This is a genomic window from Pseudomonas sp. CGJS7, assembly GCF_036961695.1.
On record NZ_JBAMDI010000135.1, the window covers coordinates 1 to 21,179 of the forward strand.

At 68.1% G+C, this 21,179-nt stretch carries 22 protein-coding genes; 16 read left to right on the forward strand and 6 right to left on the reverse strand.

The window, feature by feature from the left end:
- The 4 genes from V7787_RS44095 to V7787_RS44110 form a co-directional block, all read left to right on the forward strand.
- Nucleotides 1–201 (forward strand): hypothetical protein (locus V7787_RS44095; RefSeq protein ID WP_336094029.1); only part of this gene is annotated, 201 nt, incomplete at its 5' end.
- Between the two features lie 98 nt (nt 202–299).
- Complete coding sequence (locus V7787_RS44100) at nt 300–527, forward strand: hypothetical protein (protein ID WP_336094031.1); 228 nt, start codon at nt 300–302, stop codon at nt 525–527.
- 249 nt (nt 528–776) lie between these two features.
- Nucleotides 777–995, forward strand: coding sequence for a DUF6289 family protein (locus V7787_RS44105; RefSeq protein ID WP_336094033.1), 219 nt, complete (start codon nt 777–779; stop codon nt 993–995).
- A gap of 161 nt (nt 996–1,156) precedes the next feature.
- Nucleotides 1,157–1,543, forward strand: coding sequence for a VOC family protein (locus tag V7787_RS44110; protein ID WP_336094034.1), 387 nt, complete (start codon nt 1,157–1,159; stop codon nt 1,541–1,543).
- Between the two features lie 10 nt (nt 1,544–1,553).
- Here the strand turns inward: V7787_RS44110 and V7787_RS44115 are convergent, their stop codons facing one another.
- Nucleotides 1,554–2,144, reverse strand: a complete 591-nt coding sequence (locus V7787_RS44115; RefSeq protein WP_336094036.1) for a GNAT family N-acetyltransferase — start codon at nt 2,142–2,144, stop codon at nt 1,554–1,556.
- A gap of 101 nt (nt 2,145–2,245) precedes the next feature.
- Between V7787_RS44115 and pyk the strand changes: the two genes are divergently transcribed.
- Nucleotides 2,246–3,712: a pyruvate kinase gene (gene pyk / locus V7787_RS44120; protein ID WP_336094038.1), complete on the forward strand. Its 1,467-nt coding sequence runs from the start codon at nt 2,246–2,248 to the stop codon at nt 3,710–3,712.
- 453 nt (nt 3,713–4,165) lie between these two features.
- Here the strand turns inward: pyk and V7787_RS44125 are convergent, their stop codons facing one another.
- Both V7787_RS44125 and V7787_RS44130 read right to left on the reverse strand, forming a co-directional pair.
- Nucleotides 4,166–5,521: a hypothetical protein gene (locus tag V7787_RS44125; RefSeq protein ID WP_336094040.1), complete on the reverse strand. Its 1,356-nt coding sequence runs from the start codon at nt 5,519–5,521 to the stop codon at nt 4,166–4,168.
- Between the two features lie 114 nt (nt 5,522–5,635).
- A complete protein-coding gene (locus tag V7787_RS44130; RefSeq protein WP_336094042.1) occupies nt 5,636–6,457 on the reverse strand; it encodes a hypothetical protein in 822 nt (273 codons plus the stop codon).
- A 252-nt stretch (nt 6,458–6,709) separates the two neighbouring features.
- Between V7787_RS44130 and V7787_RS44135 the strand changes: the two genes are divergently transcribed.
- From V7787_RS44135 to V7787_RS44160, 6 genes are all read left to right on the forward strand, one after another.
- Nucleotides 6,710–7,030, forward strand: coding sequence for a hypothetical protein (locus tag V7787_RS44135; protein ID WP_336094043.1), 321 nt, complete (start codon nt 6,710–6,712; stop codon nt 7,028–7,030).
- On the forward strand, nt 7,030–7,710 hold the full coding sequence (locus V7787_RS44140; protein ID WP_336094044.1) for a hypothetical protein: 681 nt from the start codon (nt 7,030–7,032) through the stop codon (nt 7,708–7,710). The genes V7787_RS44135 and V7787_RS44140 overlap by 1 nt, the downstream gene beginning before the upstream one ends.
- Before the next feature lie 215 nt (nt 7,711–7,925).
- Nucleotides 7,926–8,936 carry a class I fructose-bisphosphate aldolase gene (locus V7787_RS44145; RefSeq protein WP_336094045.1) on the forward strand — a complete coding sequence of 337 codons (1,011 nt, stop codon included), beginning with the start codon at nt 7,926–7,928 and terminating at the stop codon, nt 8,934–8,936.
- 258 nt (nt 8,937–9,194) lie between these two features.
- The gene (locus tag V7787_RS44150) at nt 9,195–9,815 is read left to right on the forward strand and encodes a LysE family translocator (protein WP_336094046.1); all 621 of its coding nucleotides are present in this window, start codon (nt 9,195–9,197) and stop codon (nt 9,813–9,815) included.
- A 61-nt stretch (nt 9,816–9,876) separates the two neighbouring features.
- Nucleotides 9,877–10,416, forward strand: a complete 540-nt coding sequence (locus V7787_RS44155) for a ribosomal protein L7/L12 (protein ID WP_336094047.1) — start codon at nt 9,877–9,879, stop codon at nt 10,414–10,416.
- Between the two features lie 32 nt (nt 10,417–10,448).
- Entirely contained in the window at nt 10,449–10,847 is a 399-nt protein-coding gene (locus tag V7787_RS44160; protein WP_336094048.1) for a hypothetical protein, read from the forward strand.
- 35 nt (nt 10,848–10,882) lie between these two features.
- Here V7787_RS44160 and cysK read toward each other — a convergent pair whose 3' ends face one another.
- Nucleotides 10,883–11,839 (reverse strand): cysteine synthase A, encoded by a 957-nt coding sequence (gene cysK / locus V7787_RS44165; protein ID WP_336094049.1) that lies wholly within the window; start codon nt 11,837–11,839, stop codon nt 10,883–10,885.
- A 333-nt stretch (nt 11,840–12,172) separates the two neighbouring features.
- Between cysK and V7787_RS44170 the strand changes: the two genes are divergently transcribed.
- The 5 genes from V7787_RS44170 to V7787_RS44190 all read left to right on the forward strand — a co-directional run bounded on the left by V7787_RS44170 (nt 12,173) and on the right by V7787_RS44190 (nt 18,632).
- A complete protein-coding gene (locus V7787_RS44170; RefSeq protein WP_336094050.1) occupies nt 12,173–13,336 on the forward strand; it encodes an efflux RND transporter periplasmic adaptor subunit in 1,164 nt (387 codons plus the stop codon).
- Nucleotides 13,329–13,625 (forward strand): hypothetical protein, encoded by a 297-nt coding sequence (locus V7787_RS44175; protein ID WP_336094051.1) that lies wholly within the window; start codon nt 13,329–13,331, stop codon nt 13,623–13,625. Before V7787_RS44170 ends, V7787_RS44175 begins: the two co-directional genes overlap by 8 nt.
- Nucleotides 13,622–16,747, forward strand: a complete 3,126-nt coding sequence (locus tag V7787_RS44180; protein WP_336094052.1) for an efflux RND transporter permease subunit — start codon at nt 13,622–13,624, stop codon at nt 16,745–16,747. The genes V7787_RS44175 and V7787_RS44180 overlap by 4 nt, the downstream gene beginning before the upstream one ends.
- A gap of 174 nt (nt 16,748–16,921) precedes the next feature.
- Nucleotides 16,922–17,482, forward strand: coding sequence for a GNAT family N-acetyltransferase (locus tag V7787_RS44185; RefSeq protein WP_336094053.1), 561 nt, complete (start codon nt 16,922–16,924; stop codon nt 17,480–17,482).
- The gene (locus tag V7787_RS44190) at nt 17,472–18,632 is read left to right on the forward strand and encodes a TrmH family RNA methyltransferase (RefSeq protein WP_336094054.1); all 1,161 of its coding nucleotides are present in this window, start codon (nt 17,472–17,474) and stop codon (nt 18,630–18,632) included. Before V7787_RS44185 ends, V7787_RS44190 begins: the two co-directional genes overlap by 11 nt.
- 68 nt (nt 18,633–18,700) lie before the next feature.
- Here the strand turns inward: V7787_RS44190 and V7787_RS44195 are convergent, their stop codons facing one another.
- Both V7787_RS44195 and V7787_RS44200 read right to left on the reverse strand, forming a co-directional pair.
- Nucleotides 18,701–19,342 carry a RebB family R body protein gene (locus tag V7787_RS44195; RefSeq protein WP_336094055.1) on the reverse strand — a complete coding sequence of 214 codons (642 nt, stop codon included), beginning with the start codon at nt 19,340–19,342 and terminating at the stop codon, nt 18,701–18,703.
- Between the two features lie 323 nt (nt 19,343–19,665).
- Nucleotides 19,666–21,111 carry a M28 family peptidase gene (locus V7787_RS44200; protein ID WP_336094056.1) on the reverse strand — a complete coding sequence of 482 codons (1,446 nt, stop codon included), beginning with the start codon at nt 21,109–21,111 and terminating at the stop codon, nt 19,666–19,668.
- Between the last annotated feature and the right edge of the window lie 68 nt (nt 21,112–21,179).

Sequence of the window (21,179 nt, forward strand, 5' to 3'; positions counted from 1 at the left end):
GCAGGCATCGATGCTCGCCTGCGCAGCTCCCGCCCATCGATGCTGCAGCGCACGATAGATCGGTTCGCCCGAACCCATGCGCGCCGCGCGCGCAAGCAATCACCATCCTCGCCGCGCCACGTCGCGCCGGCTGCGATGGCGGCTGCGTTTACGCATGTCAAAAACGTCAAAAGCGAAGCCAATCACGTTTACGCAAAGTGATGACAATCCTGTCGTCATTCCGCCGTCCCGACATGACAACTGTTGGTTACGTTGCCGGTGCGGCGAATGGGCGCCGCGTTATTCCGGAGAGAAATCGCATGCGTCGTATCGGACTTTTCGCCGCGGTGTTCGCGGTCGCGTTGATGGGCAGCGCTTCGTTCAGCGCGTTCGCCAACTGGCAGGGCACCTGGTACTACTACAACGCCGAAGGCGCGCAGATCGGCAAGTGGACCGGTGGTTGCGGCGCCGCCGACGGCCGCACCGGCAACACCGATCACAGCAACCCCAACAAGCACTTCGTGCAGGGCTGCGGCTCGGACAGCTGAACCGGCTTAGCGCGGACCGCCGCGATCCGGCGGTGCGCGCGGCGACGGCGATCGGCCGATGCTTCATTGCGCCGACGCGGCGATGCCGCGGCCGGCGTCTTCGCTCGGAGCATCGGCACGGTCGCGCGGTCGCGGCCTTTGGTCGCGCGAAAGGCCCCGCATTAGCGGGGTTTTTCGTTGCCGGCCGGCCGCGGGGTTCGCGCATACGCAGCATCCATCGACGACTTCATCGACGACAGGAGAGACACCATGCGTTATCTGGCAATCGCGGCGTTCAGCGCCGCACTCATCGCCTCCGCCATGCTCGGCGGCGCCCAGGCCGGACCGGCCGGGCAGGGCTATTCGATCATCTATTTCGACGCGGCCGGCAACGAGGTCGGCGGCGCCACCGCGAACTGCGGCGGGCAATATCTGTCGTGGGGCGATCGCACCGAGGTGTTTAAAAAGCGCACCTGGATTTGCGATTGATTCATCGCCGCCGCGCCGGGCCTTCGCGCCCGGCGCGGCGGATCGATCCAGCGGCGGGCGCGCTGGCCAGGCCCGACGCGCGACGGGTAGGATTCGGATCCGACTCGCGCCATCGCCCGGATGCGCGATGAGTCGCGACCCGATCGCCGTGAGCGCTCCGCATGAATCCCGCCAGCTACTTCGAAATCCCGGTAGACGATCTGGACCGAGCTATCGGCTTCTACGCCGCGGTATTCGGCTATGAATTCGAACGCGCCAGCATCGACGGCAACGACATGGCGTTCTTTCCGTACGCCCAAGAACGGCACGGCGCCAGCGGCGCCCTGGCGCGCGGAGACAGTTACCTGCCCGGCAAGTCGGGCGTGCGCATTTACTTCGACGTCGACGACATCCAGGCGATCTTGAAAAAGGCCGTGGACGCCGGCGGCGCGGTGCTGTATCCGGAAACGGCGGTGGGCGCGTTCGGATTCGTCGCCGAGATCGAAGACCTGGAAGGAAACTGCATCGGCCTGCACGCGGTTTCGCGATCCTCCGCGCCCGGCGGCTAGCCGCCCGCGCTCAGCGGTCGCGCCGCCAATCGCTGCCGAGCAGGCCCAGCAGCTCGCTGTCGGTGACCCGGTCCTCGACGAAGAAACTCTCGCGCTGGCGCCCTTCGGTGACAAAGCCCAGCCGATGCAGCAACGCCCGCGACGCGGTGTTGTCCGGATCGATGCCGGCGTCGACCCGGTGCAGGCCGAGCGTGCCGAACGCCCAATCCAGCGCCAGCGTGTTGGCTTCGCGCGCCACCCCGCGGCCCCAGTGGTCCGGATGCAGCGCATAGCCGAGTTCGGCGCGGCGGTGGGTCGGATTCAGCCGGAACAGCTTGCAACTGCCGATGGCGCGGTCGTTTTCGTCGGCGATGATCCATTCCAGCGCGGTGCGCGCGGCGAATTCGTCGTGACAGCGGGTCAGCAACTGCTCGGCCTCGGCGCGTTCGGTCAGCGGCGGCCGGCTCCAGTAGCGCATCACCCGCGGATCGCCGAACAGTTCGAAGAACGCCTCGACATCGGCATCGCGCGGGCCGCGCAAACGCACCCGCGGGCCTTGCAGCAGCGGCCAGCCGTCCAGGGCCGACAATGCGGCGGCGATGCTCTGACTGCTGTGGGACATGCGGCGGCGACCTCGGCGACGGGGCGCGCGATCGGCGCGCGCGAACGGTTCGGCGCGCGGCCAAGCTGTGCTAGCTTGGCCGGCAGTCCAGAGAGTCTGCCATGTCCTCCAGTCCGCGTCGCACCAAGATCCTCGCCACCCTGGGCCCGGCCACCGATCCGCCGGGCGTGCTCGATGCCTTGCTCAATGCCGGCGTCGATGTCGTACGTCTCAATTTCTCGCACGGCGATCCGTCCTCGCAGATCGCCCGCGCCAACGCCGTACGCGAAGCCGCCGCGCGGGTCGGCGTGGAGGTCGGCATCCTCGCCGATCTGCCCGGCCCGAAGATCCGCATCGAGCGTTTCGCCGAAGGCCGGGTGCTGCTCAAGGCCGGCGACCGTTTCGACCTGATCGCCAGCGAAAACCCGCCGCCGGGCAACCTGCGCGAAGTCGGGGTCAGCTACCTCGGCCTGCCCAACGACGTCGCTCCCGGCGACGTGCTGCTGCTCGACGACGGTCTGCTGCAACTGCGGGTGGGCGCGGTCGACGGCGAGCGCATCATCACCACCGTGCTCAACGACGGCGCGCTGTCGGACCGCAAGGGCTTGAACAAGCTCGGCGGCGGCCTGTCGCTGGGCGCGCTGACCGAGCGCGACAAGGAGCTGATCCTGGTCGCGGCCGAACTCGGCACCGATTTTATCGCGGTGTCGTTCTGCCGCAACGCCGCCGACATGAACGAAGCGCGCCGGATCGCCCGCGAAGCCGGCAGCGACGCCGCGCTGGTGTCGAAGATCGAGCGCGCCGAAGCGATCGAGAATCTGGCCGAGATCGTCGACGCCAGCGACGTGGTCATGGTCGCGCGCGGCGACCTGGGCGTGGAGATCGGCGACGCCGAATTGCCGGGCCTGCAGAAGAAGATCATCCGCGAATCGCTGGCGCGCAACCGGGTGGTCATCACCGCCACCCAGATGCTGCAGTCGATGGTCGACAACCCGATCCCGACCCGCGCCGAGGTGCTCGACGTCGCCAACGCGGTGATCGACGGCACCGACGCGGTGATGCTGTCGCAGGAATCGGCCGCCGGCCGTTATCCGATCAAGGCGGTCGAGGCGATGTCGCGCATCTGCCTGGGCGCCGAGCGCCAGTTCGATCACGACACCGATTTCGAGGCCGCGCCGCGCAATCTGGAACGCGCCGACCAGGCCATCGCGATGGCGGCGATGTTCCTGTCCGAACACATCGGCGTGCGCGCGATCGTGGCGATGACCGAATCCGGCGGCACCGTGCGCTTCCTGTCGCGGTTCCGCTCGAACGCGCCGATCTACGCGTTCTCGCGCCACGGCGGCGCGCGCCGGCGGATGGCGTTGATGCGCGATGTCTACCCGATCGACTTCGACAGCCGCGGCATGGCCTCGCGCGACGCTGCGCGCAACGTGGTCAAGCAGTTGTTCGACTCCGGCCGTCTGGCCGGCGGCGAGCGGGTGATCTTCACCAGCGGCGACACCATGGAACAGCATGGTGCGACCAATACGCTGCGTTTGTTGGAAGTGTCCGACGACGGCGGCGCGCAGGGGCTGGGCGAGTTGTAAGCCTGAGGCGGCTTTGGGCCGGCGCGAGCCGGCTCTGCGCTATGCGTTGAGGCCGGCGTCGCGGCGTCGGCCTTGCGGGCTCCGAACTCATCGCAGCCCGCTGCCGGTTCGCCGTTTGCGCATTGGAACATTGCGTCGGGTGTTGAGAGCCGCTAACCAAACGGCCTTACCTGCGCTGGCGAGAGCAAAATCAAAATGGGTTCCGGCTTCCGCCGGAATGACGGTGGGTGAGCTGCGCGGTTTGTGGGCGGTTCTAAGAACGTCGAACCAAGCCGCGTGGTTCGGCAATCCGCACCCCATCCAGCTCAGCGATCGTCCTTTACCCGGCGCAACTCAGCGACCATGTTTTACCCGACGCAACTCCGCGATCGTCATTCCGGCGAAAGCCGGAATCCATTTTGACTTTCGCTCTCATCGGCCCCGCCACAGCCGCCGCGTCCGCGACGCCGAGCATCAAGCCCCGACGTAACCGCCCTTCAACACCGGCTTCCACTGCCCGGACTTGCGGCTCCAGATCTGATACTCGACGCCCTCGTACTGACCGAGCTGGAAAATCAGCTCCGGCGTCCCGTCGCCGTCGATATCCAGCCGGTCGAAGTAACGATGGGTTTCGACCATATCGCCGCCGGTCTGCTGAACCACCCGGCCGACCGTCTTCAGCCCGCCCTTGCCGTCGTCTTCCAGAATCAGCGCCACATCCACGCTGAGCTCCGCCGCATTCTCATCCTTGGGCGGCAAATCCCACACCACGGTGGCCACGTGCAAGCGCCCCAACTTGCCGGCGTCGAACGCGGCGATCTGCACGCCGCCGCGTTGCTCATCGCCAGGCTGCGCCTTGAGCGCCTTGTCGATCTGCGCGCGGTCGATCTTCTCGCCCTGCAACGCCGCGCGCAGTTCGTTCTCGATGCGCTTGCGCGCGGCGGCGGACACCGCCGGATCGGCTGCGCCGGACTGGGCGTCGATAGCGAAATTGCTGGCGAGGCCGGACACGGTATCGCTGCGCGCGGTCATCGAAGAATGGCGCACCGGCGCCTCCAGCCCGACGCTGACGCTCTGGCCGGAGTCCAGCACTTGCACCGAGCCGTCGGCGCCGCCGCGGCGATAAAAATGCAAGCCGCGCCGCGCCGGGTAGTAAGCCGCCTCGGCTTCGGGATCGATCGTCCGCAACGCGCCGCCGTCCTCGACCCGCGCCAGCGCGGCCACCCAACCGCGATTCACCGCGAACACCAGCTTGGGCTCGCCGTTCAAGCGCTCGCCCTTGGGGTGCAGCAGTTGATCGCGGATCAGGCTGGCCTGGCGCACGCCTTCGCTGTCGCCGGCGGCTTGCAGGGTTTCGATCAGCGCCTGATGGCCGCGCGGCTGATACGGCGTCAACGCCACCATCCGCTCGGCCGCGATCTTGCGTTGATCGCCGGCGGCCTTGGCGTAGTCGGCAGCCAACGACTCCGGCGTGGGCGCGCGCGCTTGCAGCAGATCGGCGCGGATCCAGCCGACCGCCGGCGAGTTGCCGTCGGTGTGGCCGCGCACCCAGCCGTCGAGTTCGCATTCCAGCGTCACTTCGGTGGCGATCGGAATCCGCTGGACCAGGCCGCCGTCGCTGCGCGGCGCCGGCCGCATCAGCGCGGCGGTGACGGCGACATATCGGCTGCCGGTTTTCGGCGCGGCCTTGCACGCGGCGACCGCGGTGTCGTACTCGGCGTCGGCGGCGTGCGCGCCCGCCGATGCGGCCAGCAGCAGGGCCGCGGCGAGCAGGCCGCGACGAAGAGCTACGCGGGCGGTCGGGTCGGGGCGGTGGGAGTGTCGCGGCATGGTCGCTGTCCTTGGCGTTGAATGCGGACCGGCAGGCTAAGGCTTGGCGATTGCCGGCGCAATCGCGGCCGATATTCGCGCTGTGCGCGGCAACGGATGCGCACCGTTCGCCGGCTATTCGATGTCGTACAGCTTGGATTGCTTCAACGCATCGACGATCGCGCCGATGTTGCGAGCGTCCACCGGTATGCCGTTGGACAGCAGTTGCAGGCGCGTGGGTTTTTCGTCCAGCGCCTTGATGAACAAGCTGCCGTAACGCAGATTCCGCAACAGCGTGAACATCTGATACGCGTTGATCTGCTTGCCGCCGTTGGCCTGGATGCCGGCGTCGACCACCGCGTTCCAGCCGACGATCATCGCCTGCGCTTCGCGCGCGATCGCTTTGTCGATGCTTTTGCCGACGATCGCGGTGGCGTCGAACGGGGTCGATGCGGCCTTGGCCGCCGCCATGCCCTTTTCGATCTCGCTCTTGAGCTCGGCATCGTCGAGTTCGGCTTGCTTGCGCGCGGCCAGATGCTGGCCGAGGTGGGCGAGTACGAACACGGTGTTGTCCGGCAGCATGTCCTCGGCGCGGACCACGTCGTCGATGCGGTTTTGGCGCAAGGCGTCCAACAGGCCCGAGGTCAGGACGATGCGGCTGTCCTGGGTAGCGCCGGCAAAGTTTTGATTGCGCACGCTGGGCGCCCGGTCGTCGGGCACGATCTCGATGGCGGTGAGTTGGCCCGATGCGGCCAGTTGCGCCAATTGCTTGCGCAGCGAAGGCGCGGCGGACAGCGCGGTATCGAGTTGGCGCTGGTGCTCGGCGCTGGCGTCGCGGCCGGTGCGTTGCATCATCGCGTCCAAAGCGTCGGCGGAAGGGGCGGCGGCGAACGCGGCCGGTGCGCACAGCCAAGTAGCGGCCAGCAATGCGCCGATGCGCAGGCGGTGGAATCCCATCGTGAACCTCCATGTCGATCTTGAGCGGCGTGGCCGCGGGTCCGGCCTCCGCCGGTTCGGGCGATGCTGTGGCTCACTCGCCGTCCCTGTCAACTCGCCGCGCCGGCCGGCCGCGTACTCCAGCGCATAACCGGTTGCCCGCGGACGCAGGTCGGGCGATGCGGTCGCTGGCTTGAGTGGGGGCGATCGCCGAGTTCCTGCCGACGAACCGCGCCGCCCCGCTGTCGGCATGTGGATACAGAAGTTTTCCGCATGTTTTGGGCCTTTTATTCCGGTGCGGGGCTGCCCTACGATTTTTCCGCTGCTATCGCTCGATTGCGGTTTCGGATTCTTCAAGGGGGAATAGCGATGCGCGATTCGAAGCTAGGTAAGCAAACTGCGCTCATGCTCGGGCTGTTGGTTGCCGCATTCACGGCGGTGGCGTTGAACGACGTGATCGTGGCTGGACGTTCGTTCACTTGCGCGAATACTTGCGTGGTTGGAGTGACCTCCGGCGGCGGCTGGTACGTCTACGATTCGAACGGCGGCTGGCTGCGCGAAAACACCAACGATCCCGATCCGCGCAAAGAGTGATGAATCCGGACAGAGACAGGTTGCGTGCGCGCTTGGCTATCGGCGTCGGCATGGCGGCGGTCGTCGCCCTGTTGGTCTCGGTGTGGTTTCGTTCGGGGAATCGCGCCGATTCGTCCGCCGCTGTCGCGGATCGCGCTTCCGGAGCGCCGGCGGATGGCGATCTCTCCGCGCCGCCGCGGATACGCGATGCCGTTACCGAAGCCGAGGCAGGTGCGAATCCGGATGGCGCGCCTGGCGCGATCGCCCAAAATCGCTCCTCGCGAGCGTTGGAGCGCAGCTTCCTTGAGGAAGGCCGGATCAACCAGCGCGCGACCGACGCATTACGGTCGCAGCGCTTCGACCAACTCATGACCCAGTTCGAACGCGAGAACGCCGATGCCGTCGAACTCACAGGCGCCTATCGCTCCGAATTGCGAACCCAGCTCGACGCTCTGCCCGGGTCGATGCGCTTGGACCGCTTCGCCTGCGGCATCGAGCTCTGCATGGGGGCGATCCGCAGCGCCGCGGGCTCGCGCGAATACCGGGCGTGGTACGCGAAATTGCAGGGCAGCAGCCGTCTGCCGATTCCGGCGCTGACCGAGGCGACGGTCGGTCTGGGCGAGGACGAGGAGCACCGGTTCTTGTTCTCCATCCGTCCCGGCGCCAACGCGATCGGCGGGGATTGGCCGCGGCGCCGCTGACCGCCTGCGGCCGAAATCGGCAGGGCGGGCGGCAGCGATCTGAACGGGCCGGCATCGCCCGGCCGGCGGGCCGATCGCCCCGGCCCGCCCTCCGCTTGAAAACGATTACCGCCGAAACTGGGCGCAAGTACCTGATTCGACAGGCCGCCCGAGCGGGCGAGGTTCACCGTCAGCGGCTATAATCGCGGGCTTCCCACCGCTGCCGCAGGATCTCCATGAGCATCGAACAGCTTGCCGAAACCGCCCAGGCCATGGTCGCCGCGGGCAAGGGCATCATCGCGATCGACGAGTCGACCGCCACCATCGCCAAGCGTTTCGCCGGCGTCGGCATCGAGAACACCGAAGAGAACCGCCGCGCCTACCGCGAGCTGCTGCTGGGCACGCCCAAGCTCAACGAATACATCTCCGGCGCGATCCTGTTCGACGAAACCCTGCGCCAGTCGACCAAGGCCGGCGTGCCGTTCGCCAAGCACATGGCCGACCACGGCATCATCCCGGGCATCAAGGTCGACAAGGGCCCGCAGCCGCTGGCCGGCTTCCCGGGCGAGGTGGTGACCGAAGGCCTGGACGGCCTGCGCGCGCGCCTTGAGGAGTACTACAAGCTCGGCGCCCGCTTCGCCAAGTGGCGCGCGGTCATCAACATCGGCGACGACATCCCCTCGGGCACCTGCATCGAAGCCAACAGCCACGCGCTGGCGCGCTACGCCGCGCTGTGCCAGGAGCAGGGCCTGGTGCCGATGGTCGAGCCGGAAGTGATCATGGACGGCAACCACGACATCGACACCTGCTTCGAAGTCACCGAAGTGACCCTGCGTTCGCTGTTCGGCGCGCTGTACGAGCACAGCGTGCTGCTGGAAGGCACGATCCTCAAGGCTTCGATGGTGGTGCCGGGCACCCTGGCCGCCGAGCAGGCCAGCGTCGAGGAAGTCGCCGCGGCGACCCTGCAGTGCCTGAAGTCGACCGTGCCGGCGACCCTGCCGGGCGTGGTGTTCCTGTCCGGCGGCCAGTCCGATGAGGCCGCGACCGCGCACCTCAACGCGATGAACCAGATGGGTCCGAACCCGTGGCCGCTGTCGTTCTCCTACGGCCGCGCGATGCAGTCGGCGGCGCTGAAGCTGTGGTCGCAGGATCTGGTCAACAACTACGCCAAGGCTCAGCAGACGGTGTATGAGCGCGCCAAGGCCAATGGCCTGGCGGCGTTGGGGCAGTGGAAGGCTGCGGCGTAAGGCGCGGTTTCTGCATAAGTAACGCTAAGAAACGCCGGCTTCTCGCCGGCGTTTTCTTTTTTCCCTTCTCCCGCTTGCGGCGCCCGAAGGGTGTGCAAGGCTGAGAAGGTGCCCGACAGGGCGGATGAGGGCGCGCGGTGTATCGAGCTACGATGCGAGCTGGACTGCCCTCACCCCAACCCCTCTCCCGCAAGCGGGAGAGGGGCTTTTTAGTCTCTGTTTTTGGTTTTCCCCACACCACCACCCGGAATCTCGACGATGGAAACCCAATGGCTAGCCTTCTCCGTCGCCGCGATGCTGGTGACCGTAGCGCCGGGGCCGGATACGTTCCTGGTCATCGGCAACGCCCTCGGCGGCGTGCGCCGCGGGCTGGCGACGGTCGCGGGCATCCTCACCGGCGGTCTGTTCCACGTCGCCCTGTTCGCCTTCGGCGTCGCGCGTTTGCTGATGTATTCCGAGCAGGCGTTCTGGACGGTGAAGATGCTCGGCGGCGCCTATCTCATCTACTTAGGTATCAAGGCGCTGCGTTCCGCGTTCAAGCCGCGCGCCGATGCCGCGCAGATCGAAAGCGCGCCGACTTCGCTATGGCGCAGCTACGCGCAGGGCGTGCTCACCAATGCGCTCAATCCGAAGATCGCGATCTTCTATCTGGCGTTCCTGCCGCAATTCCTCGCCCCCGGCGCGGACATGGCGGTGCAGTCGGTGCTGATGATCGGCCTGCATTACCTGATGGGCACGGTCTGGTTGAGCCTGTTGGTGCTCGGGGTGGCGCGCATGGCCGGGATGATGCGCAGCGCGCGGGTGGCGCGCACGCTCGACGGCATCGTCGGTGGGTTGATGCTGGGATTCGGGGTGAAGCTGGCCTGGTCTTCGCGCTGACGGGTGACGGATTCGCTGGCGGCCCGTTAGGCTGAGCGGACAACAGCCAAGGAGTCTGGCGATGCCGAACGAGAAAACCCCGTTTTTCCCGCCGCAAATAGCCACGTTGCTGAAGTCGGACAACAAGATCCAGGCGATCAAGCTGCTGATCGACAGCAACCCGGGCATGGGCCTGCGCGAGGCCAAGGATGCGGTCGAAGACTACGAGCGCCGGATGCGCGCCGGCGACTTGCCGGTATCGGCCGTGCCGGCGGCGGGTTGGTCCGAACCGGCCGAGGCGGGTTCGCCGCAAAGCCTGGGGCTGCCGGAGGCGGCGCGGGTCGCGATCCAGCGCGGCGAACTCATCGTCGCGATCAAGATCGTGCGCGAGGTACACGGCCTGGGGCTGCGCGAGGCCAAGGATCTGGTCGAAGCCTATGCCGAACGCGGCGAAGCGGCGCTGGTCGGGGTGGTTGCGCCGGCCTCGGTGAGCGCCAAGCGCGGCGCGGTCGGCGACAGCGGGCGCACGGTCGCCGCGGGCGATCGCAGCGGCGGCTTGTGGGCGGCCGTGCTGCTCGGCGCCATCGTGTTGGCCGCGGTGTGGTACTTCATCGGCGCTTGAGCGACGCCATCGCCCACATTCAAGGAACCGGCATGAGCCCGCATCACTGCGCGATCTACTTCAACGACCCTGCCCACGACCTCGACGCGGCCGAAAGCGCCTTGCTCGATATCGGCGTGGACGTCGCGCGCGACGGCGAGAGTTTGCAACTGTCCGGCGAAGACCTGCCGAGCTTCGCGGTGCGGCTGCTGAGCGGGCCGCAGGTAGCGGCGCAAGCGCGCGACATCGCCGCGCGCTGGGGCGCGGCGACGCCCGAAGGCCAAGCGCTGTCGGCTTGCGACCGCTGTTTTCTCGTGGCCATCGACGATTTCGACGAAGCCCTGGACGAAATCAACACGATGATGGAAGTGCAGGCCGCCCTGCAGGACCTCACCGGCGGCGTCCTGTTCCTGTCCTGGAACCGACAACTCTCGCTGCCGTATTCGGACTGAGCGCCGCGCGCCGTCGCGGCGCGCGGCGCCGCGGCTCAGCCCAACGAGTTCAACCACTCCTCATCGCTGCCTTCGTTGATGCCTTCGAACAGGAAGGTGCTGAAGTAACGCTCGCCGGTATCGGGCAGCATCGCCAGGATCACCGCGCCGGGTTCGGCCTCGCGCGCGACCTGCAGCGCGGCCGCGGCGGTGGCGCCGGCGGAAATGCCGACGAAAATGCCTTCCTCGGCCGCCAGCCTGCGCGCGGTGTCGCGCGCCAGCACTTCGTCGACCGGGACGATGGCGTGGGCGGCATCGCGGTTGAGCACCGCCGGCACGAAGTCCGGCGTCCAGCCCTGGATCTTGTGCGGCTGCCAGGGATTGCCGGCCAGCAGCGAGGCGCCGGCCGGTTCGCACGCGCTCACGCGCACCTCCGGGCGGGCCACGCGCAACACCTCGGCCACGCCGGTCAAAGTGCCGCCGGTGCCCCAGCCGGTGACGAAATGGTCGAGTCGGCGGCCGGCGAAGTCCTGCAGGATTTCCGCCGCGGTGGTGCTGCGGTGGTAGGCCGGGTTGGCCGGGTTCTCGAACTGCCGGGCCAGGAACCAGCCGTGTTTTTCCGCCAGTTCGGCGGCCTTGCGGACCATGCCGCTGCCGCGCTCGGCGGCCGGGGTCAGGATCACCTTGGCGCCGTAGGCGCGCATCAGCTTGCGGCGTTCGACCGAGAAGGTCTCGCTCATGGTCGCCACGAACTTGTAGCCGCGCGCCGCGCACACCATCGCCAGGGCCACGCCGGTGTTGCCCGAGGTCGCCTCGACCACGGTGTCGCCGGGCTTGAGCAGGCCGCGCTGTTCGGCGTCGAGGATGATCGCCAGCGCCAACCGGTCCTTGACCGAGCCGCCGGGATTGAAGGCCTCGACCTTGGCGTACAGGGTCACGTGTTCCGGCGCCAGACGATGCAGGCGCACGATCGGGGTGCGGCCGATGGTGTCGAGAATGCTGTCGTGGATCATGGGGCGGGCTCCTGGGGGGAAACGCGGAGTATGGACCCCGGGCACAGCGGCGGCGGTATCGAACCGGTTACTGCGATGCAACATCCGTGCCCGCAGGACGGGGTGGGGCACGGCCCTGGCGCGCACACGCCGCCGTTCGGAGTTTGCGGATACGGTGGTCAACCAATGGCCCACGCAAGCGTTAATGAACCACCGCTAGAATCGCGCCCGCCGGAGCCGCATGGCCTGTTCGCCGCGCGCCCAGCGTCCGCTGCGCGTCCCCAAGGCCGTGCCCGCTTCATCGCCCGCCCTAATCGCGCCAACGCCCACGCCGGGCTCCGCCAAGAGAACCGCATGCGACCACGTTCCGGACTCCGCCTTTGCTGCATCCTTGCTTTCGCCCTCGCTGTGGCCGCTTGCGGCAAAGGCGGCAAGACGCAGGGCGGTCCCGGCGGCCAGGGCGGGCAGGGCGATCGGCCGATCCCGGTCACCGCCGAGCGGGTCCATCTGCGTCCCTGGAACGACACCGTGCAGGCGCTGGGCAACGTCAAGGCGCGCGAATCGATCACGGTTACCGCCAAGGTCAGCGAGATCGTCCAGGCCGTGCATTTCGAAAGCGGCGATCACGTCCGCGCCGGCGCTTCGCTGGTCACTCTGAGCGGCAAGGCGCAATTGGCCGCGCTGGCGCAGGCCGAGGCCACCGCCAAGGAGGCCGAGCAGTTGTTCAAGCGCCAGACCGAACTGGCCGGGCAGCAACTGATCGCGCGGTCCGCGCTCGATACCCAGCGCGCCACCCGCGACGCCACCCGCGCGCGGGTCGAGCAGATGAAGGCCGATATCGGCGATCGCGAAGTGCGTGCGCCGTTCTCCGGCGTGCTCGGCATCCGCCAGGTCAGCCCAGGCTCGCTGGTCACCCCGGGCACGCCGATCGCCACGCTCGACGACACCGAGCGCGTCTATATCGATTTCCCTGTGCCGGAAACTCTGCTGGCGCGCGTGGCCAAGGGCCAAAGCGTCAGCGGCACCAGCGCGGCCTATCCGGGCCGGCGCTTCGAAGGCGAAGTCAGCACGGTCGACGCGCGGGTCGATCCGGCCACCCGCGCGGTGACGGTGCGCGCGGATTTCGCCAACGCCGGCCATCCGTTGCGTCCGGGCATGCTGGTGCAGGTGACCTTGCTGCAGCCCGAGCGTCAGGCGCTGCTGGTGCCGGAAATCTCGGTGGTGCAGGTCGGCACCGATTCGTACGTGTTCCGGCTCAAGCCGGACAACACGGTCGAGCGTTCCGACGTCAAAGTCGGCACCCGCCGCGAAGGCCTGGCCGAGATCGTCGAGGGTTTGGCGGTCGGCGAGCAGATCGTGGTCGACGGCACCGGCAAGTTGCGGGTCGGCAGCAAGGTGCAGGTGTCGGCGGCGCCCGCCGACGCGGCCGCGCCGACGCGCGAAGCCGAGTCGCAGGCCAAGCCGCCGGCGCGCGCGCCAGATGCCGCCGGCGCGGGCAAGGACGGCCGCAATGGCTGAGTCCTCGGGTTTGCGCGAACGGCTGCGTTTGCTGGCGTTGTCGCTGACGCAGCGGGTCCTGGAGGGTTCGGACGATGGCGAATCCTCGCCCGGACGTTCCCGCGCGGGCGGCAATCTGTCGCCTTTCGTGCGCGAACAATTGAAGTCTCTGGATTCGCGCCTGCGCGGCAATGACGAGCCGGAGCGGAATCGGAAACCGGGCGAAGCCGGCACCCAGGCCAAAGCCCCGGTTTACGTCGCAGCCCAACGCCGCGCGCCGAAGCGCCGCGACCGGAGCGGCGGCCGATGAACATTTCCGATCTCTCCATCCGCCGCCCGGTGTTCGCCACCGTGATGAGCCTGCTGCTCATCACCTTGGGCGTGATGGCGTTCTCGCGCCTGACCTTGCGCGAATTGCCGGCGATCGATCCGCCGATCGTCTCGGTCGACGTGACCTATCCCGGCGCATCGGCCTCGGTGGTGGAGACCCGCATCACCCAGGTGCTGGAAGACGCGCTGGCCGGGATCGAGGGCATCGAGACCATCGAATCGCGCAGCGTCAACGGCCGCGCTTCGATCAGCATCGAGTTCACCCTGCAACGCGAGATCGAAGCCGCCGCCAACGACGTGCGCGACGCGGTCAGCCGGGTGTCCAACCGGATGCCGGAAGAAGCCGATCCGCCGCAGATCGAAAAAGTCGAAAGCGACGCCGACCCCATCCTGTGGCTCAACATGAGCTCCAAGCAGATGGACACGCTGCAACTGTCCGACTACGCCGAGCGTTACGTGGTCGACCGTTTGTCCTCGGTCGACGGCGTCGCCCAGGTGCGCATCGGCGGCCAGCAGCGTTACGCGATGCGGATCTGGTTGAACCAGGACCAGTTGGCCGCGCGCGACATCACCGTCAACGAAGTGGAAGCCGCGCTGCGCGCGGAGAACGTCGAACTGCCGGCCGGGCGGATCGAATCGGCCGCGCGCGATTTCACCTTGCGGGTGGCGCGCAGCTACCAGAAGCCGCCGGACTTCGCCCAGATTCCGCTCAAGAAGGGCGCCGACGGTTACGTGGTGCGGCTGGGCGACGTGGCCAAGATCGAGCTGCAATCGGCCGAGCGCCGCGCCTACTACCGCAGCAACGGCGAGCCCAATATCGGCCTGGGCATCGTCAAGACCTCCACCGCCAACAGCCTGGACGTGGCCCGCGCGGTGCGCGCGGAGGCCGACAAGATCCGGCCGAGCCTGCCGCAAGGCACCGACATCTTCGTCGCCTTCGACACCACGGTGTTCATCGAATCGGCGGTCGAGCGCGTCTACCACACCCTGGTCGAAGCGATGGTGCTGGTGTTGATCGTGATCTGGCTGTTCCTGGGCAGCTTCCGCGCCGCGCTGATTCCGGCGGTGACGGTGCCGGTGTGTCTGATCGCCGCGTTCATTCCGCTGTACGCGTTCGGCTTCTCGATCAATCTGCTGACCTTGCTGGCGCTGGTGCTGTGCATCGGCCTGGTGGTGGACGATGCGATCGTGGTGCTGGAGAACATCCAGCGCCGCGCCGATCTGGGCGAGCCCAAGCTGGTCGCCGCCGCGCGCGGCACCAAGCAGGTCGCGTTCGCGGTGATCGCCACCACCGCGGTGTTGGTGGCGGTGTTCTTGCCGGTCGGGTTCATGGAAGGCAACACCGGGCGTTTGTTCCGCGAGTTGTCGGTGGCGCTGGCCGGCGCGGTGGCGCTGTCGGCGTTCGTCGCGCTGACCCTGACGCCGATGATGTCGTCCAAGTTCGTGCGCCCGCACAGCGAGGAGAAATCCAATCCGGTCAATCGCTGGATCAACGCGCGTCTGGACGGGGTGAGCCGCCGCTACAAGGGGCTGCTCGACCACACCGTGGAGCGGCCGTGGCTGTTCGGCATCCTGATGCTGATCGCGCTGGCGTTGAGCTTCGTGCTGTTCAAGTTCGTGCCGTCGGAATTGGCGCCGCAGGAAGACCGCGGCTCGTTCCAGATTTCGATCCTCGGCCCGGAAGGCGCCGGTTACGACTACACCGTCAAGCAGGTGCAGCAGGTCGAGAAGATCGTCGCCTCGCACACCGGGCCCAACGAGACCATCCAGCGCTACAACCCGCGCGTGCCCGGCGGATTCGGCGCCAGCGAGGAAATGCACACCGGCCGGATCGCGGTGTTCCTGCAGGATTGGGACAAGCGCGAGAAGAGCACCGCCGAGGTCGCCGAAGGCCTGCGCGCCGAACTGGGCGGGCTGACCGGCGTGCGCGCCTTGCCGCAGGTCGGCGGCGGTCTGGTGCGTACCCGCGGCCAGCCGATCCAGATCGTGCTGGGCGGCCCGGAATACGCCGAGCTGGCCAAGTGGCGCGACCGCTTGCTGGCGCGGATCGAGCAGAACAAGGGCTTGTTCTCGGCCGACTCGGACTACAAGGAAACCCGCCCGCAGATGCGGGTCGAGATCGACCGCCAACGCGCCGCCGACCTCGGCGTCAGCGTCACCGACATCGGCCACGCGCTGGAAACGATGATGGGCTCGCGCCGGGTCACCACCTTCGTCCAGAACGGCGAGGAGTACGACGTGATCGTGCAGGCCGACCGCGATCTGCGCGCCTCGCCGGCCGATCTGTCGGCGATCCAGGTGCGCGCGCGCGACGGCGCGCTGGTGCCGCTGTCCAATCTGGTCACCCTCAACGAGCTGGCCGAGGCCGGCAGCCTCAACCGCTTCAACCGCCTGCGCGCGATCACCATCAGCGCCGGCCTCGCGCCCGGTTACACCATGGGCGAGGCGATTGCCTGGTTGAACCAGACCGTCGCCGAAGAACTGCCCGAGCACGCCCAGATCGATTGGAAAGGCGAGTCGCGCGAGTACCAGAAAGCCGGCGGCGCGGTGCTGATGACCTTCACCCTGGCCTTGCTGGTGGTGTATCTGGTGTTGGCCGCGCAGTTCGAAAGCTTCATCCACCCGTTCGTGATCATGCTGACCGTGCCGCTGGGCGTGCTCGGCGCCTTGATCGGCCTGTGGATGACCGGCGGGACGCTGAATCTGTTCAGTCAGATCGGCATCGTCATGCTGGTGGGGTTGGCGGCGAAGAACGGCATCTTGATCGTCGAGTTCGCCAATCAATTGCGCGATGAAGGCCGCAGCATCCATCAGGCCATCGTCGAATCCTCGGCGGTGCGCCTGCGCCCGATCCTGATGACGTCCATCGCCACCGTGGTCGGCGCGGTACCGCTGGTGCTGGCCGGCGGCCCGGGCTCGGCCAGCCGCGCGACCATCGGCATCGTGGTGATCTTCGGCGTTTCGTTCTCGACCTTGCTGTCGCTGTTCATCGTGCCGGCGTTCTATGTGCTGCTGGCGCGCTTCACCAAGTCGCCCGAAGCGGTCGCGCACGAGTTGGACAAGCTGGAGAAGGAAACGCCGCAGGCCGGTGGGCACGCTTGATCAGCTCGCCGCGCCCGTAACGATTTCCCCCTGTAGGAGCGGCGCGAGCCGCGACCGCGACATCCGGCTTACGTCGTTGAATGGATGTCGCGGTCGCGGCTCGCGCCGCTCCTACAGGGGGCAGTCGCGCCGCCGCCGTTTGCAGCCGGACTGCGAGCTAATTAGGCTTATCCCATGAACCTGCCCCCCTCAGCCGCCAGCCCGCCGCCGCGGGGCGACGGTTTCGTCCTGCGTCCCTGGCGCGCCGGCGATATCGACAGCCTGCTCGCGCACGCCGACGATGAGCAGGTCTCGCGCGGGCTCAGCGATCGTTTCCCGTATCCGTACACGCGCGCCGACGGCGAAGCGTTTCTGGCCGGGCTGGTGATCGACTTCAGTGCGCCGCTGTTCGCCATCGAAGTCGACGGCCGCGCCTGCGGCAGCATCAGCGCGCAGCCGGGACGGTATGAGCGCGCGCATTCGGCCGAGTTGGGCTATTGGCTCGGGCGTTCGTTGTGGGGCTCGGGTCTGATGACCCGGGTGGTCGCCGCGTTCGTGCCCTGGGCGATGCGCGAACTGTCGTTGTACCGCTTGTACGCGACGGTGTACGACCACAACCCGGCCTCGGCGCGGGTATTGGCGAAAAACGGTTTTATCGAAGAAGGCGTGCAGCAGTGCGCCGTGGTCAAACGCGGGCAGGTGCACGATCTGCGGGTGTTCGCGAAAGTGAGAAGGAGTCTGAACAATGCGACGTGACGATCCGCCGCGCGGTCCGCGCAAACCCTACAGCGGACAAGGCCCGGCATCGGGCAGCGGCCAGGGCGCGGGGCAGGGCGCCGGGCAGGGCCCGTGGCGCAGCGGTCCGCGCCGCGATGCGCCGCAGAGCCCGCCCGATGAAGGCCGCGGCCCGTATCGCGGCGGCGATGCGCGCTCGCGCGAAGAACCGCCTGCGCCGTACCGCGGCGGCCACGAACGCAGTGGTCATGCGCATCCGCATTCGCGCTCGGAACGGCGCGAGCAACGTCACCGCCATGGCGACGATGCCCGCGACTCGCGCGAGCGCAGCGAACGCACGGCGCGGCCGTATCGCCAGCGCGACGAGGAATTGAGCGCGGGTTCGGATCAGACCGGCTTCGACGATGCAGGCTTCGACGCGCCCTCGCCGCAACGCGCGCGTCGCGACGTCGAACTGCGCCTGTACGGCCTCAACGCGGTGCGCGCGGTGTTCGCGCGCCGGCCCGAAGCGATCCGCAAGCTGTACCTGGACGGCCCGCGCATTCCGCAACTGCAGCCGTTGCTGTCGTGGTGCGTGGCCAACCGGGTCGGTTACCGGGTGGTCGAGACCCAGGATCTGGACAAGCTCGCCGCCAGCGGCCATCACGAAGGCGTGGTCGCCGACGTGCTGCGCGAAGAGCCGGTGTCGTTGTCGGAATGGTTGCGCGATCTGGCGCCCGGCCCGCAGTTGGCGATCTGGCTCGACGGCGTCGGCAATCCGCACAACCTCGGCGCGATCCTGCGTTCGTCGGCGCACTTCGGCGTGAGCGCGGTGCTGCTGAGCAAGGATTCCACCCTGGCCTTGTCCGGTGCCGCCGCGCGCGTGGCCGAAGGCGGCGCCGAAGCGGTGCCGATGGTGCGCATGGGCCGCAGCGACAACGCCCTGGCGCAACTGCGCGGTTCCGGTTTCGCCCTGGCCGCGACCGTGGTCGACGGCGGCGAGGACGTGTTCGCCGCGGCGCTGCCGCAACGCTTGGTTTACGTGCTCGGCGCCGAAGGCGCGGGCATGGACCGCGACCTGGCCGCGGCCTGCGATCTGCGTTTGTCGATTCCCGGCAGCGGCAAGGTCGAAAGCCTCAACGTCGCCGCGGCGACCGCGGTGCTGCTGGCCGCGTGGCGCGCGCGGCGTTGAGTCGCCGCGCGCGGCAGGCGCTGGTTCGCGCATGAGCGCGGCCGCCACGCGGCGGCCGCGCCGCAGCGTCACTCCAACTGCTTGATCGCCTGCAACACCGCCGCGTATTCCTCGGCGCGTTCGGGCGATTTCAGCATCGCGCTCAGGCAGACCGCGGTCGCGGTGATCTGCACCGCTTGCAGTTGTTGCCGGTACTGGGCGGCGTTGATCTGTTCCAGGCCATCGACGAAAGCCTGCATGACCTCGCGCTGGGCGTAGGCGAACACGCCGGCGGCGCCGAGGCTGTAGTGGTGGTTGGTTTCGATCGCCGAGACGATCTGCGAGTTGACCGCGCCGCGGTCGCTCGCCAGTTGCTTCAGACGTTGCGCGCTGTCTTGCACGTGAGCCTCCAGGTCGGCGGGTTCGGAAAGACCGGTCGAGACGCCAGGGCCCGCGCCGACGGGAGGCGTCGGGCCGTCGCCGGGCGTGTTGCCGGTCTGGTCGAGCAACACGATGGTGGCCTGCGCGGCCGCTGACGAGTTGATCATGGATTGCTGTTGCTGCGAATTGGCGGCGTTCTCGGCCATCAAACCGGTGGCGTGGGCGACGGTCTGATAGAGCTGGGCGATCGCGGTGGCGGGCGCTTGCGCGGTGACCTTGACGTTGGTCTGGGTGACCGCGTCGGTGATCTGCGGATTCACGCTGGTGGAAGCGGAAGTGGCCTCATCCATGGAGGTGTCCTGTGCGGAATGGGTGGAGGCGCGGCGGGCTGTGTCGGTCTCCGTTGCGTTAACAACGCAATTCGGCGGCGAAACCGGGCGTGGTGGTTGGTGGAATTGTTTTGGGCGACGCGTTGGCGCGGATTCTTGCGCGGGTAAACGGGTAGCCCACAAAAAAAGCCGCCCTCTCCCGGGTTGGGAGAGGGCGGCTTTTGCGGTTTTGGCGTTGCTGAGAACGGGCGTGCTTGGGACGTTTTAGAGCAAAGTCAAAATGGGTTCCGGCTTTCGCCGGAATGACGGTTCATGGGGTGCGTCGCGTTGTTGGCCCGACGCGCTTATTCCTCCGGCGGCGTCACCTGCTTGGGCGCGCTGCCGAAATCGCCGTCGGCCGACGCGGCCAGGTAGGCGAACACCGCGTAGGCGGCGACGTTCTGCGCCAATGCCTTGGGGTCGATCTTGTCCAAGGTGTCGTCGGGGGTGTGGTGGTAGTCGAAATAGTCGGTGCCGTCCTGGGCCAGACGCGCCCAGGCCAGACCGCCGGCGGCGAACGGCGAGATGTCCGGGCCCGGGCCGCCCTTGCCTGGGGTGTGCTCGATCCCGAGCGGCGCCAGGGCTTGCGCGATCTGCGCGTCGGCGGTCTTGGCGTAGTCGGGTGCGGAACTGGAGTACGCGTAGATCCGGCCCGCGCCGAAATCGCTCTCGGCGCCGATCTGATGCTTGCGCACATCGGCCGCGTGCTTGGCCGCGTAGGCGCGGCCGCCGTGCAAGCCTTGTTCTTCGTTGGCGAAAGCGATCACCCGGATCGTGCGCGCCGGGCGCAGCTTGGTGTCGCCGATCAGCTTGGCCGCGGCCATGGTCAGGCCGACGCCGGCGCCGTCGTCGATCGCGCCGGTGCCCAGGTCCCAGGAATCCAGGTGGCCGCCGATGATCACCACTTCATCGGGCTTGCTCTTGCCGCGGATCTCGCCGATGACGTTGTGCGAGGTCGCTTGGCCGTCCCAACCGCAATCCAGCGCCAGCTTCACCTTCACCGGCGCGCCGCCGCCGTTGCCGGCGAGCGCGACCAGACGCGAGAGCTGCGCGGCGTCGGGCGCCGACAGCGCCGCCGACGGCACCGGCTTGAGGTCGTCGTCGAAGCGGGTGATGCCGGTGTGCGGCATGCGGTGCGAATCGGTACCGGCCGAACGCATCAGGAACGCGACCGCGCCGGCGCGGATCGCCGCCGACGGGCCGCGGCTGCGCACCCGGCCGCCGGGGCCGTAACCGGCGCCGTCTTTGGCCCGCGGCATGGCGAAATCGACGAACGCGATCTTGCCCGCCAGGGAACCGGCCGGCGCGGCTTCCAGCGCGGCCAGATCGGCGAAGCGCACCACCTCGCCCTCGACCGTGCCGGCGGGGCTGCCGCCGAGCGCGGTCAGGGTCAGCGGCTGCGCGTGCGCGCCGAGCACCTGCGCGTGTTCGCTGCGGCGCTCCCACTTGGGAAAGCTGACCGGCTCCAGCCAGACTTTGTCGAAGCCCAGGCTGCGGAACTTGGCTTCGGCCCAGGCCACCGCGCGCGCATCGGCTTCGCTGCCGGCCAGTCGCGGGCCGACTTCGGTGGTCAGCGATTCGGTGATCTTGTAGCCCAGGTCGCTGGCCAGCGCGCGCTCGCGCAGCTCGGCGACGGCGTCGACGGCGGCTTGCGGAATGCGCGTCTCGCGCTGTGCGGCCGCGGCGTCGCCGGCCAGGATCGAACCTGTGAACAACACGGCAGCCATAGCTGCCCACAGCGGTGCGCGCATCCCCAATCTCCTCGTTGCGGGCCGGCCGCGCGGAAGGTCGCGCGGCTAGGCCAAAAAGCCAGCTTAGC

Coding starts and splice junctions, on each gene's coding strand:
- V7787_RS44110 (WP_336094034.1), top strand. CDS start 1,157: ATGAATCCCGCCAGCTACTTCGAAATCCCGGTAGACGATCTGGACCGA.
- V7787_RS44185 (WP_336094053.1), top strand. CDS start 16,922: ATGAACCTGCCCCCCTCAGCCGCCAGCCCGCCGCCGCGGGGCGACGGT.
- V7787_RS44135 (WP_336094043.1), top strand. CDS start 6,710: ATGTTTTGGGCCTTTTATTCCGGTGCGGGGCTGCCCTACGATTTTTCC.
- V7787_RS44175 (WP_336094051.1), top strand. CDS start 13,329: ATGGCTGAGTCCTCGGGTTTGCGCGAACGGCTGCGTTTGCTGGCGTTG.
- V7787_RS44160 (WP_336094048.1), top strand. CDS start 10,449: ATGAGCCCGCATCACTGCGCGATCTACTTCAACGACCCTGCCCACGAC.
- V7787_RS44105 (WP_336094033.1), top strand. CDS start 777: ATGCGTTATCTGGCAATCGCGGCGTTCAGCGCCGCACTCATCGCCTCC.
- pyk (WP_336094038.1), top strand. CDS start 2,246: ATGTCCTCCAGTCCGCGTCGCACCAAGATCCTCGCCACCCTGGGCCCG.
- V7787_RS44190 (WP_336094054.1), top strand. CDS start 17,472: ATGCGACGTGACGATCCGCCGCGCGGTCCGCGCAAACCCTACAGCGGA.
- V7787_RS44180 (WP_336094052.1), top strand. CDS start 13,622: ATGAACATTTCCGATCTCTCCATCCGCCGCCCGGTGTTCGCCACCGTG.
- V7787_RS44155 (WP_336094047.1), top strand. CDS start 9,877: ATGCCGAACGAGAAAACCCCGTTTTTCCCGCCGCAAATAGCCACGTTG.
- V7787_RS44140 (WP_336094044.1), top strand. CDS start 7,030: ATGAATCCGGACAGAGACAGGTTGCGTGCGCGCTTGGCTATCGGCGTC.
- V7787_RS44130 (WP_336094042.1), bottom strand. CDS start 6,457: ATGGGATTCCACCGCCTGCGCATCGGCGCATTGCTGGCCGCTACTTGG.
- V7787_RS44170 (WP_336094050.1), top strand. CDS start 12,173: ATGCGACCACGTTCCGGACTCCGCCTTTGCTGCATCCTTGCTTTCGCC.
- V7787_RS44200 (WP_336094056.1), bottom strand. CDS start 21,111: ATGCGCGCACCGCTGTGGGCAGCTATGGCTGCCGTGTTGTTCACAGGT.
- V7787_RS44150 (WP_336094046.1), top strand. CDS start 9,195: ATGGAAACCCAATGGCTAGCCTTCTCCGTCGCCGCGATGCTGGTGACC.
- V7787_RS44125 (WP_336094040.1), bottom strand. CDS start 5,521: ATGCCGCGACACTCCCACCGCCCCGACCCGACCGCCCGCGTAGCTCTT.
- V7787_RS44100 (WP_336094031.1), top strand. CDS start 300: ATGCGTCGTATCGGACTTTTCGCCGCGGTGTTCGCGGTCGCGTTGATG.
- V7787_RS44115 (WP_336094036.1), bottom strand. CDS start 2,144: ATGTCCCACAGCAGTCAGAGCATCGCCGCCGCATTGTCGGCCCTGGAC.
- V7787_RS44145 (WP_336094045.1), top strand. CDS start 7,926: ATGAGCATCGAACAGCTTGCCGAAACCGCCCAGGCCATGGTCGCCGCG.
- cysK (WP_336094049.1), bottom strand. CDS start 11,839: ATGATCCACGACAGCATTCTCGACACCATCGGCCGCACCCCGATCGTG.
- V7787_RS44195 (WP_336094055.1), bottom strand. CDS start 19,342: ATGGATGAGGCCACTTCCGCTTCCACCAGCGTGAATCCGCAGATCACC.